18 protein-coding genes are annotated in these 16,495 nt (G+C 42.9%); 16 read left to right on the plus strand and 2 right to left on the minus strand.

All coding sequences use genetic code 11. The features are described 5' to 3' along the window. Nucleotides 1–531: 531 nt before the first annotated feature. From DW005_RS14345 to DW005_RS08550, 6 genes are all read left to right on the plus strand, one after another. Entirely contained in the window at nucleotides 532–666 is a 135-nt protein-coding gene (locus DW005_RS14345) for a hypothetical protein (protein WP_278286511.1), read from the plus strand. Between the two features lie 32 nt (nucleotides 667–698). Beyond that, nucleotides 699–1,382, plus strand: coding sequence for a tyrosine-protein phosphatase (locus tag DW005_RS08530; protein ID WP_181974997.1), 684 nt, complete (start codon nucleotides 699–701; stop codon nucleotides 1,380–1,382). A 76-nt stretch (nucleotides 1,383–1,458) separates the two neighbouring features. Next, complete coding sequence (locus DW005_RS08535; RefSeq protein ID WP_022376142.1) at nucleotides 1,459–2,376, plus strand: NYN domain-containing protein; 918 nt, start codon at nucleotides 1,459–1,461, stop codon at nucleotides 2,374–2,376. Nucleotides 2,377–2,479: 103 nt separating this feature from the next. Beyond that, a complete protein-coding gene (gene iorA, locus DW005_RS08540; protein WP_117479005.1) occupies nucleotides 2,480–4,219 on the plus strand; it encodes an indolepyruvate ferredoxin oxidoreductase subunit alpha in 1,740 nt (579 codons plus the stop codon). A gap of 21 nt (nucleotides 4,220–4,240) precedes the next feature. After that, nucleotides 4,241–4,810 carry an indolepyruvate oxidoreductase subunit beta gene (locus DW005_RS08545; protein WP_117478951.1) on the plus strand — a complete coding sequence of 190 codons (570 nt, stop codon included), beginning with the start codon at nucleotides 4,241–4,243 and terminating at the stop codon, nucleotides 4,808–4,810. Further along, the gene (locus DW005_RS08550) at nucleotides 4,807–5,634 is read left to right on the plus strand and encodes an amidohydrolase family protein (RefSeq protein WP_022376139.1); all 828 of its coding nucleotides are present in this window, start codon (nucleotides 4,807–4,809) and stop codon (nucleotides 5,632–5,634) included. The genes DW005_RS08545 and DW005_RS08550 overlap by 4 nt, the downstream gene beginning before the upstream one ends. 73 nt (nucleotides 5,635–5,707) lie before the next feature. Here the strand turns inward: DW005_RS08550 and DW005_RS08555 are convergent, their stop codons facing one another. Together DW005_RS08555 and DW005_RS08560 are read right to left on the minus strand one after the other, a co-directional pair. Further along, a complete protein-coding gene (locus tag DW005_RS08555; protein ID WP_117478952.1) occupies nucleotides 5,708–7,063 on the minus strand; it encodes an NCS2 family permease in 1,356 nt (451 codons plus the stop codon). Nucleotides 7,064–7,145: 82 nt separating this feature from the next. Continuing rightward, nucleotides 7,146–7,670 carry an adenine phosphoribosyltransferase gene (locus DW005_RS08560; RefSeq protein ID WP_117478953.1) on the minus strand — a complete coding sequence of 175 codons (525 nt, stop codon included), beginning with the start codon at nucleotides 7,668–7,670 and terminating at the stop codon, nucleotides 7,146–7,148. 667 nt (nucleotides 7,671–8,337) lie between these two features. On the opposite strand from DW005_RS08560, the gene DW005_RS08570 reads away from it, so the two are divergent. The 10 genes from DW005_RS08570 to atpB all read left to right on the plus strand — a co-directional run bounded on the left by DW005_RS08570 (nucleotide 8,338) and on the right by atpB (nucleotide 16,482). Further along, the gene (locus DW005_RS08570; protein ID WP_117478955.1) at nucleotides 8,338–9,747 is read left to right on the plus strand and encodes an amidophosphoribosyltransferase; all 1,410 of its coding nucleotides are present in this window, start codon (nucleotides 8,338–8,340) and stop codon (nucleotides 9,745–9,747) included. Nucleotides 9,748–9,771: 24 nt separating this feature from the next. Next, entirely contained in the window at nucleotides 9,772–11,475 is a 1,704-nt protein-coding gene (locus tag DW005_RS08575; protein ID WP_117478956.1) for a glycosyl hydrolase family 18 protein, read from the plus strand. Between the two features lie 57 nt (nucleotides 11,476–11,532). Further along, a complete protein-coding gene (locus DW005_RS08580) occupies nucleotides 11,533–12,252 on the plus strand; it encodes an N-acetylmuramoyl-L-alanine amidase (RefSeq protein ID WP_181974998.1) in 720 nt (239 codons plus the stop codon). 63 nt (nucleotides 12,253–12,315) lie between these two features. Next, a complete protein-coding gene (locus DW005_RS08585) occupies nucleotides 12,316–13,368 on the plus strand; it encodes an L-threonylcarbamoyladenylate synthase (protein WP_117478958.1) in 1,053 nt (350 codons plus the stop codon). 17 nt (nucleotides 13,369–13,385) lie between these two features. Next, complete coding sequence (locus tag DW005_RS08590; protein WP_117478959.1) at nucleotides 13,386–13,850, plus strand: hypothetical protein; 465 nt, start codon at nucleotides 13,386–13,388, stop codon at nucleotides 13,848–13,850. Between the two features lie 22 nt (nucleotides 13,851–13,872). Continuing rightward, on the plus strand, nucleotides 13,873–14,301 hold the full coding sequence (gene rpiB / locus DW005_RS08595) for a ribose 5-phosphate isomerase B (protein WP_117478960.1): 429 nt from the start codon (nucleotides 13,873–13,875) through the stop codon (nucleotides 14,299–14,301). Nucleotides 14,302–14,314: 13 nt separating this feature from the next. Further along, nucleotides 14,315–15,106 carry a pyrroline-5-carboxylate reductase gene (proC, locus tag DW005_RS08600; RefSeq protein ID WP_278286512.1) on the plus strand — a complete coding sequence of 264 codons (792 nt, stop codon included), beginning with the start codon at nucleotides 14,315–14,317 and terminating at the stop codon, nucleotides 15,104–15,106. Beyond that, nucleotides 15,079–15,384, plus strand: coding sequence for an AtpZ/AtpI family protein (locus DW005_RS08605; RefSeq protein WP_117478961.1), 306 nt, complete (start codon nucleotides 15,079–15,081; stop codon nucleotides 15,382–15,384). The genes proC and DW005_RS08605 overlap by 28 nt, the downstream gene beginning before the upstream one ends. Next, nucleotides 15,365–15,760, plus strand: a complete 396-nt coding sequence (locus tag DW005_RS08610; RefSeq protein ID WP_117478962.1) for a hypothetical protein — start codon at nucleotides 15,365–15,367, stop codon at nucleotides 15,758–15,760. Before DW005_RS08605 ends, DW005_RS08610 begins: the two co-directional genes overlap by 20 nt. Nucleotides 15,761–15,777: 17 nt before the next feature. Further along, a complete protein-coding gene (gene atpB, locus DW005_RS08615; RefSeq protein WP_022376126.1) occupies nucleotides 15,778–16,482 on the plus strand; it encodes a F0F1 ATP synthase subunit A in 705 nt (234 codons plus the stop codon). Nucleotides 16,483–16,495 lie beyond the last annotated feature (13 nt).

Here is a 16,495-nt window from a genome sequence, read left to right on the forward strand (position 1 = left end):
AGTCCTCAAAATCCAGCAGATTAGTGTTTTAATTAAAGTCATCCACTTTTTTTTATGCGCTTTGCGGAAACTCAAGGAATGATATCTATTGCATAATCGAAGGAGATGTGGCATAATATAATACAGAATTGCGGCGGACGTCTGCGGGCTATGCCTAAGGGAGTTGGATGCGTCTGGTTTCCTTTTAAATTTGGTAACATCGATATTAGCAAAATGCTTGATCCACGCTTGTTAGGGAAAATTTATTTCCAACAGGCGTGTTTTTATTTTGAGGAGGGAGGAGAAAATGAGTTATAAGTATATGCGAATACAAGGTAGAGAAGATTCTTATATTACCAGGTATCCTAAAGGGATTTTTAGCCTTTGTTAGAATCTTGTAAATGCAGGGGCCATGGATGAAAGCGAAAAAGAGATGTTTGTGTGTATTGATGAGTGGTTTAAGAGTCACTTACCAGAGCCTGAACCATGTGTAAAAAGGGAAAAAGTTATTACTTTTTTAAATGTGATACTACAAGGGAAATGTACGAAAAATTGAGGCCGGCAATACATTTGTTAGATAAATATAATAGGGCATACGATGTTGTCTATACAAATTTTGTAGGTGAAATTGTGTATGAAGATAAATGGCAGATTGCGATTAAAGTGGAAGAGAGCAGGATGATTTAAAGTAATTTAACGCTGCAGAAATGGAGAAGGATATGGAGTATAAAAGTTTACTGGAAACAACTCAAAATACAAGAGATTTGGGAGGCTATGAAACCTGTTATGGAAGAAAAACAAAGAGTTTTTCGGTTCTTAGGAGTGACAGGCAGGGATATGCAAGCGATAGAGATAAAAAATTTCTTGTCAACCATGATATTACAACAGTGATAGATATGCGAACGGAAGAAGATGTAAAGAAAAAGCCAAGTAGTTTAACAAATGTTAAAGGAATGACATATTATAACTTTCCCGTTTATGAAGGAAGTAAGGTGCCAAATTCAGTAGAAGAGGTACCCTTTAGTTTTTTGAAAATTGCAGAAGAACCAAATATGAAAGCCATTTTTGAATGTATTGCGAATGCGCCACAAGGAGTTATTTTTAATTGCTCTGCCGGAAAAGATAGAAGTGGTGTCGTTTCTGCTATTTTGCTGTTATTTGCCGGGGCGAAGGATGAGGATATTATTGAGAATTATGTAGTTACAAAATATTATATTAAACAAAGACTTGAGTATATTAAGCAGAATTCAGATATTGATATGGCGATTGTAACGCCAAACAAATATTTTATGGAAATGTTTTTGAAGATGTTTCGAGAAAAATATGGAGATGTATCCAATTATTTTCAGAGTATTGGAATGGATAGAGAATGTATGGATAGGTTAAAAGAGAAATTTGTCTAATGTTGCATGGGGTATGGTGCTGTGATAGAATAAAAAAGAACATTTTCCTATAAATCAGTAGAAAGGAAAGAGGGATATGAGCGACAAACGATTTGCGCTGCTGATTGATTCAGACAACATATCAGCAAAATACATTGACAGTATTCTGGATGAAATGACAAGGCATGGGGTGGCAACGTATCGACGTATTTACGGCGATTTTACTGACTACCACATGAATAAATGGAAAAGTGAGCTGGCGGAGCGGTCGATTACGCCGATTCAGCAGTTTCGCAATACGACAGGGAAAAATGCGACGGATTCGGCACTGATTATTGATGCGATGGACATTTTGTATGCAGGAAATGTAGAAGGATTCTGCATTGTGTCATCGGACGGTGACTTTACAAGATTAGCGAGCCGCCTGCGGGAATCCGGCATGGAAGTGATTGGCATGGGCGAGAGCAAGACACCAAAATCGTTCCGTGGTGCATGCTCGGTATTTACAAATATCGAGCTTTTACTTGAGGGTGACAAAGAGGAAAATAAGAAAGAAAAGAAAAATGCCGTTTCCAAAAAGAAAATTTCGGATGCCGTTTTGGAAGTTATTACGACAAACGAAAACAATGGAAAAGATACGGGGCTTGGTGAAATTGGAAGTGCTCTTGTGAAAAAATATTCCGATTTTGACGTGAGAAATTATGGTTATAGTTCGCTGTCGAGATTTATTGAGGATTTGGATAATTTTGAATTGAAGAGAAATCATACCAGTATTCAGGTAATTCTGAAAAATGATGCCAAAGAAGTGGAACAATTTATGGTTGATACGGTGAAAAAGGCGGGCGTCACAGGAATTGATATTGGACAGCTGGCGCAGAAGGTGTATGACCATTTCCCGAATTTTAAGGTAAAGAAATTGGGATATGCAACGTTTCAGAAACTGGTGCACTCCATCCGTGCACTTCAGGTTGAAAACGTGGGTAATAATCAGAAGAATGTTTATCTGAAAAGATAATGAAATAATTTCCCATTTATGAGCAAATGTGATAGAATAGTATCATTAGGGTTTGGCAGAGGAGCTAAACCAAGGACAAACAACTAGGAGGATGAAAACAGACATGGCGAAACAGAAGATTATGTTAGGAAATGAAGCGATTGCCCGTGGTGCTTATGAAGCCGGGGTAAAAGTATCGGCTGCTTATCCGGGAACACCGAGTACGGAGATTAGCGAGAATCTGGTACAGTATGACGATATTTACTGCGAATGGTCGCCGAACGAGAAAGTTGCTACTGAGGTGGCAATTGGCGCATCCATCAGCGGTGTCCGCGCAATGGCATCGATGAAGCATGTAGGGTTAAATGTGGCGAGTGACCCATTGTATACCGCTTCTTATATTGGAGCAAACGGTGGTCTTATGATGGTTGTAGCGGATGATCCGGGACTTTACAGTTCCCAGAACGAGCAGGATACCCGTTGTGTAGCACGTGCTGCACTGGTACCGGTATTGGAGCCGTCCGACAGCCAGGAAGCAAAAGATTTTGTCAAAGAAGCTTACCGAATCAGTGAGGAATATGACACACCGGTAATTCTTCGCACGACGACAAGACTGGCACATTCACAGGGCCCTGTTGTATTGGAAGACCGTGTGGAGCCGGCAGATAAACCATATGAGAGAAATCCGGGCAAAAATGTTATGATGCCGGGTAATGCGATTAAGCGTCATCTTCATGTGGAAGACCGCATGAACCGTTTAGAGAAAGATGGTTCTGACTTTGCAATTAACAAAGCAGAATATAATGATACATCCATTGGTTTCATTACCAGTGGTATTCCTTATCAGTATGTGAAGGAAGTATTTCCACAGGCATCTGTGTTAAAACTTGGTATGGTATATCCGCTTCCGAAAAAATTGATTGAAGAGTTTGCAAAAAAAGTAGACAAACTTTACATATTTGAAGAATTGGAGCCGGTAATTGAAGAGCAGGTAAAAGCATGGGGTATTGAGTGTATTGGTAAGGAAATCTTTACCCGTCAGGGTGAGTACAGTGCAAACCTCTTGCGTGAGAAAGTATTAGGACAGAATGTTGAGACAAAACCATATCCGAACCTTCCGGCACGTCCGCCGATTTTGTGTCCGGGATGTCCGCACAGAAGTACATTCACCGTACTGAACAAATTGAAAATTCACGCAGCCGGTGACATCGGATGTTATACACTTGGTGCGGTAGCCCCGTTAAATGTTATTGATACAACGGTCTGCATGGGTGCCAGCATTTCAACCCTTCATGGTATGGAAATGGCACACGGCAAAGATTACATTAAAAACTGGGTAGCTGTAATTGGTGATTCGACCTTTATGCACACCGGTGTTAATTCGCTGATTAACATGGTTTACAATCAGGGTACCGGAACGGTTATCATCATGGACAACTCCACAACCGGTATGACCGGACATCAGGACCATGCGGCAACCGGAAAAACGCTGCAGGGAGATGTAGTACCGGCAATCAGCATTTACAACTTGTGTAAATCCATTGGCGTAAAAAATGTAACGGAAGTCAATGCATTTGACTTGGCTGCAATGGAGAAGACAATTAAAGAAGAAGTGGCAAAAGATGAAGTTTCCGTAATTATTGCCTGCGCACCATGCGCACTTCTTAAGGGCGTGAAGTTCCCGAATAAGTGTGTGCCGCTTTCCGATAAATGTAAGAAATGCGGTATGTGTCTGAAACCGGGATGTCCGGCACTTACGAAAAACGAAGATGGAACGATTGCAATTGATGAGACGATGTGCAATGGCTGCGGACTTTGCAAACAGTTGTGTAAGTTTGACGCCATTGATTGTGTGGCACGCTAAGCAAAACGGAGGAATTGATTCATGGAAACAAAAAATATAATGATTGTAGGTGTAGGTGGTCAGGGAACACTCCTTACCAGCCGCATTTTAGGTGGAATTATTAAAGCGGGAGGCTTTGATGTAAAACTGAGCGAGGTTCATGGTATGGCACAGCGAGGCGGAAGCGTTGTTACGTTTGTCCGCTACGGTGAAAAAGTATATGAGCCGATTGTAGAAGAAGGACAGGCAGATGTGCTCATTGCTTTTGAAAAATTAGAGGCAATGCGCTATGCACACTTTTTGAAAAAAGATGGCGTTATGATTGTCAATGACCAGCGCATGGACCCGATGACGGTTGTGACCGGCGTTGCTGAATATCCGGAGAATATTTTGGATACACTGAAAAAAGACCACAAAGTGGTTTCGATTGATGCGATGGATGAGGCGAAAAAACTTGGCAATTCCCGCGTATTTAACACCATTATTATTGGTGTAGCAGCGAAAAATATGGACTTTGACAAACAGCAGTGGTTAGATGTTATTGCAAACACTGTTCCGCCAAAAACCGTTGAAATCAACCAAAAAGCATTTGAGGTAGGTTTTGAAAAATGATAATTGATGCACATACGCACACGTATCCGGAGACGATTGCAAAACGGGCGATTGAAAAGCTTGAGAAAAATTCGGGTACGAAGGCTCACACCAATGGTGTGCAGTCCGGCTTAATGGCGTCGATGAAAGAGGCAGGGATTTCTTATTCCCTGCTTCTTCCTGTCGCTACGTCAAAAAAACAGGTAGATACGATTAATGAAGTGGCAGCAGAAACAAATGCAAAGGCTTTAGAGACTGGGCTTCTTTCGTTTGGCGGAATTCATCCGGAGACCGAGAATGTTTCGGAAGTATTAAACCGTATCAAAGCACTTGGGCTTAAAGGAATCAAAATTCATCCGGATTATCAGGGGACCTTTTTTAATGATATACGGTACAAGCGGATTGTAGAAAAAGCAACAGAATTAGGACTGTATATTACCGTCCATGCCGGCGTAGATATTGGAATGCCGGACCCCGTTCACTGTACGCCTAATCATGTGCTTGAGGTGTTAAAGGACACAGAGTCGGACCACTTGATTCTTGCCCATATGGGCGGATGGCGTTTGTGGAATGAAGTGAAAGAAAAACTGATGGAAAAGCCGCTTTACTTTGACACTTCTTTTTCGGGTGATTATCTGCAAAAAGAGGGTGTTTCGGGAATGCTTACAAAAGAAGCATTTGTCGATTTGATTCATGCGATGGGAAGTGACCGTGTCCTGTTCGGAACGGACAGTCCGTGGAGTGGGCAAAAAGATGCGGTGCAGTGGTTTATGGAAACCGATTTAACAGAGACAGAAAAAAAGAAGATTTTATCTGACAATTTCATTCGAATAATTGGAATTTAAGAGTGACAAAAGACCCACCAATTGTCGGGAGCAGACAAGTTTTGGTGGGTCTTTTTATATGCAGAAAATTTTCTTATAAGAAAATGTATTTCAAAACAAACAATACTGCTAAGATATACATCAAAGGTTTAATTTTCTTAGCTTTTCCACAGCATAAGTTAATTACAACATAAGAAATTACGCCGAGTGCGATACCTTCGGAGATGCTGTACATCAAAGGCATTGCAAGCATAGCAAGGTATGCAGGAACGGCTTCTGTAATATCTTCAAAGTCAATCGAGATGATAGAAGAAATCATCAAAAATCCAACGAAGATTAATGCCGGTGCAGTGGCAAAGGATGGAATTGCTGTGAAAATTGGTGCAAATACGATAGCCAATAAGAACAGCAGACCGGTTACCATTGCAGATAAACCGGTACGTCCACCAGCTGCAACACCAGCGGAGGACTCAACGTAAGTAGTAGTAGTTGATGTTCCGAAAATAGCACCAACCGAAGTTGCGATGGCATCTGCCAGAAGAGCCGGACGGATGCGAGGAAGTTTTCCTTCTTCATCAAGCATATTCGCTTTGGTGGAAACACCAATCAAAGTTCCGAGCGTATCGAAAATGTCGACAAACAAAAAGGCAAATAAAACAGCGATGAAGTTCAGGATATCAATACCTGAGAAATCAACGTTGAAGCACTGGCCAAATGTTGTTCCAAATGCACCGAAGTCAATCATGCGGAAACTTGGATAAAGGGAGTAGAACTCTTTGCCGTCCGGTACATAAAGACCGATTGCTTCGCAGATCATACCAAGAATCCATGTGGCAAGAATACCAATCAAAATGGAACCTTTGATATTTTTGTGATGCAGAACAACGATGATGAACAAACCAATTAAAGCAAGCAGGGCACCAATACCGATGGTATGGAAATTGCCTACAAATTTTACATAAGTCAAAAGAGTAGAATCATCGTTGACAACAAGGTTTGCACCCTGAAGGCCGATGAAAGCGATAAACAAGCCGATGCCGGCGCTTACGCCTTTTTTCAGAGCCATTGGAATGGCATTAAAGATGGCTTCACGTACATTTGTCAAAGATAATACGATGAAAATCAAACCTTCAACAAATACGGCAAGCAAAGCAATCTGCCAGGAATATCCCATATTGCCGCAAACGGTGAATGCCATGTATGCATTCAGTCCCATACCCGGTGCAAGGGCAAATGGATAGTTGGCTAACAGAGCCATAGCCATACAGCCGACGAAAGATGCCAGTGCAGTTGCCAAAAGAATGGCATCGGAATTCATTCCGGTAGCACTTAAAATATTTGGATTGACAGCGAGGATGTAAGCCATGGCCATAAATGTTGTCAGACCGGCAACAACCTCAGTACGGAAAGAGGTATTATTCTCTTTCAGTTTGAACATTTTTTCTAACATGAAATGCTCCTCCTTGTAAGTGATAGATATATTGCGCTCACGTGCTCCCTTCGCGAGGCGGTAAAAGGCAGCAAATAGCCGCCTATTTCCCTTCGTAAATAATTAAAGAAGACACGTCGTACTGCGACAATTGTTCTCTTCCCTTTAAGCCGGCAAGTTCCATCAGAAATACAATTTTAGCAACTTCTCCGCCTAATTCCTCAACTAAGGAGGCACACGCTTTTACTGTACCGCCGGTTGCGATGAGGTCGTCCACGATAACAACTTTCTGACCTTTTTTAATGGAATCCTTGTGAAGCTCAATTGCTGCACTGCCATATTCCAAATCATATTCTGCAGTTACTGTTTCACAAGGCAGTTTTCCCTTCTTACGGCATGGCACAAATGGTTTGCCCATTGCATAGGCAATCGGTACACCAAAAATAAATCCACGGGATTCCGTTCCGACAATTACATCAAAATCCACATCTTTGAGTGTTTCAATCATGGAATCAATCGCAAGCTTCAATCCTTCTGCGTCCTGCAGAACCGTTGTAATGTCGCGAAAAATAATTCCCTTTTCCGGAAAGTCAGGAATACTCCGGATATATTCTTCTAATTTTTTCACAATGAGTACCTCGTTTCTTTTTGAATGTTTGGTGAAAAACTACGTTCTTTACCTTTCTATTATAATAAGAGATAAAAATATAATCAAGGTAAAATATTGGTTTTACGGGGCGTCTTGGGGAAGGGGCCGATGAATGGCGCTCTCGCTCGACAAACACACAGGGGTATCGGCGTGCAAAATACGCACAGCCTGATACCCGTGCGTTTGTAACCATTCATCGAAACCCCTTCCCCAAGACACCAAAGACACCATCGCTCCTGCAAAAATAATATTTTGTGTAGAGAGTGAGAAAAATATGGAGTATAATCCGATAAATGCTTTAAAAATGAAAAGTTTTTCGGGTTATACTCCGAAAAAACCTTATCGTTGGGCTGTGACAAATGTTTGCTGCCAGTTCCTTTGTATTCCAGTAATTCCGGAGAAAAGCTTTGTGACTTGTGGGTACAAACACGTGGGTATGAGGCTTGCGTATTTTGCATGCCCATACCCTTACGTGTTTGTTAAACGGGAGTGCCCACGAGACGCAAAGCTTTTCTCCGGAATTACGGAAAACAAAAAACTTGACACAAACTGAAGGAGTATTAGGGTTGAGAACTGTCGAAAAACGTGGTATTCTATTAGAGGATTTAATCCATTACAACAATGAATAGAGAACGAGGAGGACATCATGGGCGGTTTTTTTGGAGTGGCATCGAAGGATGACTGCGTATTTGATTTGTTTTTTGGAACCGATTATCATTCCCATCTGGGAACAAGACGTGCCGGAATGGCGGTGTATGGAGAGGACGGGTTTGACCGTGCAATTCACAATATAGAAAATGCACCATTTCGGACGAAATTTGATAAAGACATGCAGAAAATGAAGGGATATTACGGGATTGGCTGCATTTCCGATTTTGAGCCACAGCCATTGATTGTGCGTTCCCATCATGGCACATTTGCCATTACAACCGTGGGAAAAATTAACAATGCACAGGAAATTGTGGATGAAATTTTCAATGACAATAACACTCATTTTCTGGAAATGAGTGGTGGAGATATTAATCCGACAGAACTTGTGGCAGCGATTATTAACCAGAAAGAGAACTTGATTGATGGCATCCATTATGCCTTAGAGCGGATTGATGGTTCTTTAACGTTAATGATTCTTACACCAAAGGGCATTTATGCAGCGCGTGATAAATATGGAAGAACACCGCTTGTGATTGGACATAAAGAAGATGCTTATTGTATGGCAATGGAATCTTTCTCGTTCCAAAATTTAGGATACCGTCCACTAAAAGAATTAGGACCGGGTGAGATTGTAATTGTAAATCAAGAGGGAATTAAAACGCTGATGGCACCGGGAAGCAAGATGCGGATTTGCACATTCTTGTGGGTGTACTATGGTTATCCATCCAGTTCCTACGAGGGAATCAGTGTTGAGCAGATGCGTTATAACTGCGGGAAAAATATGGCAAAACGTGACCATGTAAAACCGGATATTGTTGCCGGGGTTCCGGATTCCGGTACGGCACATGCGGTTGGTTATGCAAATGAGTCCGGTGTTCCATTTTCAAGACCATTTATCAAATATACACCGACGTGGCCGCGCTCCTTTATGCCGACAGTTCAGAGTAAGCGTGACATGATTGCAAAAATGAAAATGCTTGCTGTGCATGATTTGATTCAGGATAGAAGTATTCTTTTGATTGACGATTCCATTGTCCGCGGAACACAGCTTCGTGAAACGACGGAATTTCTGTATGACAGCGGGGCAAAGGAAGTACATATTCGTCCGGCGTGTCCACCGCTTGTATATGGATGTAAGTTTTTGAATTTCTCGCGTTCCTCATCGGAGATGGATTTGATTACCCGCCGTGTGATTGCACGACTGGAAGGAACGGAGGATGTATCAGAGGAAGTATTAGAGCAGTATACCGATCCGGAATCGGAAAAATATGATCAGATGGTTGAAGAAATCCGCAAGGAGTTAAACTTCACATCCCTTCGTTTTAACCGCTTAGATGATATGTTGGAGGCGGTTGGAATTCCGAAAGAAAAACTCTGCACGTATTGTTGGAATGGTAAAGACTGATAGCTTAAGGAAGGAGGAACTTCCATGACGAAAAAGAAAAAAAGACTGTTGGTTGTTGTGGTTTTAGCCGTTGTGCTTGTGGCACTGCTTGCAAGACCGGTTGTGAATTTGGTGATAGAATGGCTGGACCCGGGACAGGCACCGCTGAATGATTTATTTAAACTAAAGAAAAATGAAGTGGCACTTGTGATTAATGATGAACAAAGCAAAGAGAAGGGATATGAAGCAGAGGGCGAAATTTATATACCGGCATCGGTTGCGTCTACTTATATGGACCAGAGAATTTATGTCGATACAGTGGAAAGCAGCCTTTCCTATGTGACAAGTGGCGGCGTGATTTTGGCGCAGGCAGGAGAAGTTTCTTATCAGGTTGGCAAGGAGACGCAGAACGCGAAGAAGCCAATTCTGCAGAAAAAAGATGATGCGTTTTATGTATCCCTTTCCTTTATCAAAGAACACACGAGCTGCTATTATAAAACATATCAAAATCCAAAACGCCTTGTGATTATGTCAGACCGGAGTGCGTCCTATACGATGGCGTCACTGACAGAGGATACCCGTGTGCGCAAGGGTCCGAATAAAAAATACAAATATTTTGTGGAGTTGGCAAAAGGCACCCGCGTATTTGTGGAAACGGATAAGAAAAAAGAAAATGATTATACGGCAGTTACCACACAGGATGGAATTGCCGGCTATGTACCGAGCGACCGCCTGCAGGGGCAGAAAGAGACGGCTTGGAAATTTGACAAAGAGCCGGAATCTTTTACCCAGTTAAAGACAAAAGGCCAGGTATGTTTGGGATGGCATCAGGTAACGAATGAGACGAGCAGCGGACAGCTTCCATCGCTCATTCAGAGTGCAAAGGCGATGAATGTCATCAGCCCTACGTGGTATGCGCTCAGCGATAATACAGGCAAGTTCAGTTCGCTGGCAAATTCTTCTTATGTTGCTCAGGCACACGCACAGGGAAAACAGGTGTGGGGACTGATTAATGATTTTGGTAATGGAATTAAGTTAAGTAAAGTGCTCGGCGTGACATCAAACCGGAATCGTTTGGTAAATGGTCTGGTGGCAACGGCGATTCAGCATGAATTGGATGGAATTAACATTGACTTTGAGCATGTAACAAAAGATACTGCACCGGCATATCTGGAATTTTTACGTGAACTTACTCTTAAGTGCCACGCAAATGATTTGATTGTTTCGGTGGACAACTATTCGCCGGCAAGTTACAATGCGTATTATGATCTGGAAGAGCAGGGACGCATTGTGGACTATGTGATTTTGATGGCGTATGATGAGCATTACAACGGCAGTGAAGAAAGCGGTTCGGTTTCGTCGCTTCCATTTGTAAAAGAAGGTGTCAAAAATGTGCTGGCAAAGGTACCGGCAGAACGTACGGTAGTTGCACTTCCGTTCTATACGAGATTGTGGAAAGAAGTAAAAGGCAAAAAGCCACATCCGGAAGCTTATGGCATGAGCGGTGCCGAGAGTGTTGTCCGGGCAAATGATGCATCACCAAAGTGGGATGAAGCAACCGGTCAGTATTATGCGGAATTTAAGTCCAGTGGTGCAACTTATAAAATCTGGCTGGAAGAAGAAACTTCGTTAAAGAAAAAACTGGAAGTTGTGAAGAAAAGTAAGACGGCAGGTGTGGCGTTCTGGAAACTTGGTTTTGAGCGTGCCGTTACCTGGACGACGATAGCGGATGCCGTTCGCGGATGGTAAGACTATTTGAAAGAAAAAAGACATACAATAGTACCAAAAAGGATGCGGGAGTCCGTTATGTCGAAGGAAAAAATAGAACAAACAAAGAAAGCAGCCATGGTATTCTTTTTTGCCGTGGCTGCTTTTTTGAGTGCGTGGTACAAGTTTGTGTCACCGTTAGAAAAACCATTTCACAAGACACTTAACCAGACTGCGAAAGGAACGAAGGCAACGATTGTAATTGACCCCGGACACGGTGGTTTTGACCCCGGAAAAGTGGGAGCAAATCAGACATTGGAAAAGGATGTAAACCTTGCCATCAGTGAGAAATTAAATCAAAAACTGGCGGCAAGCGGTTATACGGTTTATATGACAAGAGTGAGTGATGAGGCACTCTGCCGTGGCGATGAATCATCAAAAAAGCGAGCAGATATGCAGAATCGTGTGGCGCTGATTGAAGAAAAGAAACCGGATTTGGTTGTGAGCATTCATCAGAACAGTTTTTCTGCATCCACAAAAGGGGCGCAGGTTTTTTATCATAAAAGTTCCGAAAAAGGCAAGCGTCTTGCCGGTATTTTACAGCAGTCCATCAAAGAAAAAGCGGACAAAGAAAACCACCGTGTGGAAAAAGCGAATGCCAGTTATTATATGCTTCGGAAGGTGAGCTGTCCGATTGTTATCGTAGAGTGCGGATTTTTGTCAAATCCTGACGAAGAGAGGCTGTTAAATGACGAAAAATATCAAAAAAAGATGGTCGAAGGGATTGCAGAGGGCATTGAAAATTTCTTGTATAAATAGGCAGAATATGGTATGATAAGTCATATGAGTATTTGAGAAAAAGCGAGATAGAAGGAATCGTATATGGATACAGAATGGATTTGCTTCGATGCGGTAACAGGGTATGACAAAGGAGAATTGAATCATGCCGCACAGATTTTACGGCAGGGCGGGCTGGTTGCCTTCCCGACGGAGACTGTGTATGGACTTGGCGGGGATGGATTTAACCCGCAGGCGGCTAAAAAAATATATGAGGCAAAAGGGCGTCCGAGTGATAATCCACTGATTCTTCATATCAGTAAGAGAGAAGAACTTGACGCAATTGCCGCACGGATACCGGAAACGGCAGAAAAACTTATGGATGCATTCTGGCCGGGACCGATGACACTTATTTTTGAAAAGACAAAAGCTGTGCCTTATGAGACAACCGGTGGACTTGATACGGTAGCTGTCCGGATGCCTTCACATGAGGGAGCCAGACAGTTGATTGAAAGTGCCGGCGTGCCGGTGGCGGCACCGAGTGCAAATACGTCAGGCAGACCAAGCCCGACGACGGCAGAACATGTAAAAGAAGATTTGTGGGGACGCATTGATATGATTATTGATGGCGGTCCGGTTGGAATCGGCGTGGAATCGACGATTATTGACGTCACAGAAGAGACGCCGACGATTCTGCGTCCGGGACATATTACAAAAGATATGATTGCTAAGGTGATTGGCACAGTACAGATGGATGCCGGTTTATCCGGATTAGACCCATCGGTAAAGCCGAAAGCACCAGGCATGAAGTACAGACATTATGCACCGAAGGCGTCGATGACGGTGATTCAGGGAGAAAAGGAAGCTGTTATCCGCCGGATTGAAGAACTTGCTGCAGAATATCCAGAAGAAAATGTGGGGATTCTTGCTGCGGATGAGACGTTATCCTGTTATACACATGGACAAGTTGTGTCAGCGGGATCGCGGAATGAACACACGATAGAACAGGGGTTATACCGTGCATTACGCGAATTTGACCATATGGGGGTTTCGGTTATTTTTTCTGAGAGTTTTGCGGATGATGACCGGAGCGAGGCAATTATGAACCGTTTATTGAAGGCAGCAGGGCAAAAGATTGAGTATCTTTCGGATAAGTGATTGGAGGAGGCATACGGATGGATTACACAAAAATTATTTTTGTATCGAAGGAAAATGTCCTTCTTGGTCCAATGGCAGAGTGGATTATGAAAAGTATTTTGATGGATAAATCGAAGCAGATTATGTCACGTGGACTGGTTGTACTTTTTGCGGAACCGAGAGACCAGCGGGTGACGGAACTGCTTATGAATCATGGGGTTCCCTGCGAGGAGCAGGTATCGGAAGAATTTCATGCAGAGCAGGTTGATGAGACAACGCTTGTGCTCACGATGAATTTTACCGAAAAAGTCAAAGTTCTCGAAGATTATGGTGTGACGGAACATGTTTATACGCTTCGCGAATTTGTGCAGGAAGAAGATGGAAAAGAATTTGACCCGGATGTGCCGGACCCATATGGAAGCGGGGATGAGGCATATGAGGAATGTTACTTAGAACTCAAAGATTTATTGTACCGGGTGAAGAAAAAATTACAGTGGAACTAAAATATGAGGAGGGTGTTACAATATGATAGCATTAGGCAGCGACCAGGCAGGATATGAATTGAAACAGGTGGTGATGCGTCACTTGGAGGAGCGCGGACTTTCTTACAAAGATTACGGAAGTTATAGTCCCGACCCTGTAGATTATCCGGTGTATGGAAAAAAGGTAGCACATGCCATTGTTGATGGGGAATGTGACAAAGGAATTTTAATTTGCGGAACCGGCATTGGTATCTCAATTGCAGCGAATAAAGTACCGGGAATTCGTGCAGCCGTTTGCAGTGACTGCTTCAGCGCAGAAGCGACCAGACTGCATAACGATGCCAACATTTTAGCTTTCGGTGCGAGAGTTGTGGGACCGGGGCTTGCAGAAAAAATTGTAGATATCTTTTTAGACACAGAATTTTCCGGTGTGGAGAGACATAAACGCCGGGTTGATATGATTGAAGAATAAGGAGTGAAATAACGTGTTAGGTTTTGTTGGATGTGGAAATATGGCACAGGCGATGCTGAAAGGAATTTTGGCAAAAGGCTTGTACAAAGCAGATGAGATTATTGTATCGAGACGTACCAAAGAGGCGTTAGATGCATTGCATGAAGAACTTGGCGTGCAGACAACAACAGATAACAAAGAAGTGGCAGAAAAAGCAGATGTGCTGGTACTTGCGATAAAACCGTATCAGTTTGCAGATGTGATTCCGGAGATTGCACCGGTTTGTAAAGAAAATGCGTTAGTCATTTCGATTGCGGCAGGCCAGACGATAGCGAATATCGAGAAGTTATTTGGAAAGACTATGAAAATAGTACGCACGATGCCGAATACACCGGCACTTGTGTTAGCGGGAGCAACCGGGATGTGTTTTCATCCATCGGTTTCAAAAGAAGAAAGAGAAACAGCAATTACTATATTTGAAAGTTTTGGTGTGGTTGCAGAAGTTTCTGAAAATATGATTGATACCGTGATTGGTGTCAGTGGCAGTTCGCCGGCTTACGTATTTATGTTTATTGAGGCAATGGCGGATGCGGCTGTGGCGGATGGTATGCCGCGTGCCATGGCTTATGAACTGGCGGCACAGACGGTGTACGGAAGTGCTAAGATGGTGCTTGAGACCGGAAAACATCCGGGTGAATTAAAAGATATGGTCTGCTCACCAGCGGGAACGACGATTGAGGCAGTTCGTGTCTTAGAGGAAAAGGGACTGCGCAGTGCTGTCATAGAAGGACAGATGGCATGCGTGAAGAAGGCGAGAGAATTATGAGAAAACGTGACGAAGCGAAAAACCGGAGAGAAATCATACATGCCTTATCGATGATTATGCAGATTGGATTATCGATGATGGTCTGCATGAGTGTCAGCCTATTGATTGGCTATGGCTTAGACAAGCTTTTTGGTACCAAATGTTTTATGGTAATTATGATGTTTATCGGGATTTTGGCATCGCTTCGCAGTATGCTTGTATTGACCGGACAGTATCACCCGGGCAGTACAAAAAAGGAAACACAGGAAGGAAAACAGGATGGAGACGGCGAAGATTAGTTTATGGGAAGTCATAATCGGCATATGGATTCTTGCCATTGTGGTAATTCTTGGCGGTATCTTTTTTGTGCCGGAGCCGTTACCGTATGCTTTGGGAGAAATCGCTGGCAGTATCACGGCGAGTGGACTTATGGTTCATTTATACCGGAGCATTGACATTGAGTTAGACCTTCCGGAAAAAAAGGCAGTAAGTCACTCCAGAGCGATGGGACTTGTACGGAGCGCCATTGAAATCGGAGTGCTTGTAGGAAGTTTTTTTCTTTCAAAATGGGTTATGCCATATACCGTTTTGGCGGGACTGCTTGCAAGAAAGGCAGCAGCACTTATGGTTCCGTGGATGGAAAAAATAAGACTTCGTAAAAAGAAATTATTATAGGAAAGGAGAGTGAGAGCGTGGATGGAGTAGATTTTTATGTATATGGGCATCTGCCGATTCATATTGGCGGCGTGACGGTGTACATCACGACGACCCATATATGTCTGGCTATCGTTATGGCGGCTCTGATTATTTTTGCGATTGCAGCAAATCGTAAAATCAAAAAAGCAGACCCGACGAAAGCACCGACCGGATTTTTAAATGTCATCGAGCTTTTAGTGGAAACCCTTGACAATCTGGTTAAGAGCAACATGGGAAAGACGCTGGCACCAAAGTTCAAAAACTATATTGGTGTGATTTTCATGTTCCTTGTGACATGTAATTTGTCCGGGCTTTTTGGACTCAGACCACCGACTGCGGATTATGGTACGACACTTCCACTGGCGTTAATCACTTTTGTTATGATTCAGTATCAGGGAATCAAATGGCAGAAGTGGGGAAAACTCAAAGGTTTGTTTGAACCGATTTTCTTATTTTTCCCGATTAATGTAATTAGTGAATTTGCCACACCGGTATCTTTGTCACTTCGTCTGTTTGCCAATATTTTATCGGGAACCATGATGATGGCGTTGATCTACGGACTTCTTCCTAAGTTCCTTTTGTGGGTCTGGCCGGCTGCACTACACGCTTATCTGGATGTATTTGCCGGCGCATTGCAAGCGTATGTATTCGCTATGCTGACAATGGTATTCATTGCGAATGCCGCAGATTTGGATGATTAATTTTATCGCGCAT

Source organism: Clostridium sp. AF36-4 (genome assembly GCF_003435975.1).
GTDB lineage: Bacteria > Bacillota > Clostridia > Lachnospirales > Lachnospiraceae > Eubacterium_F.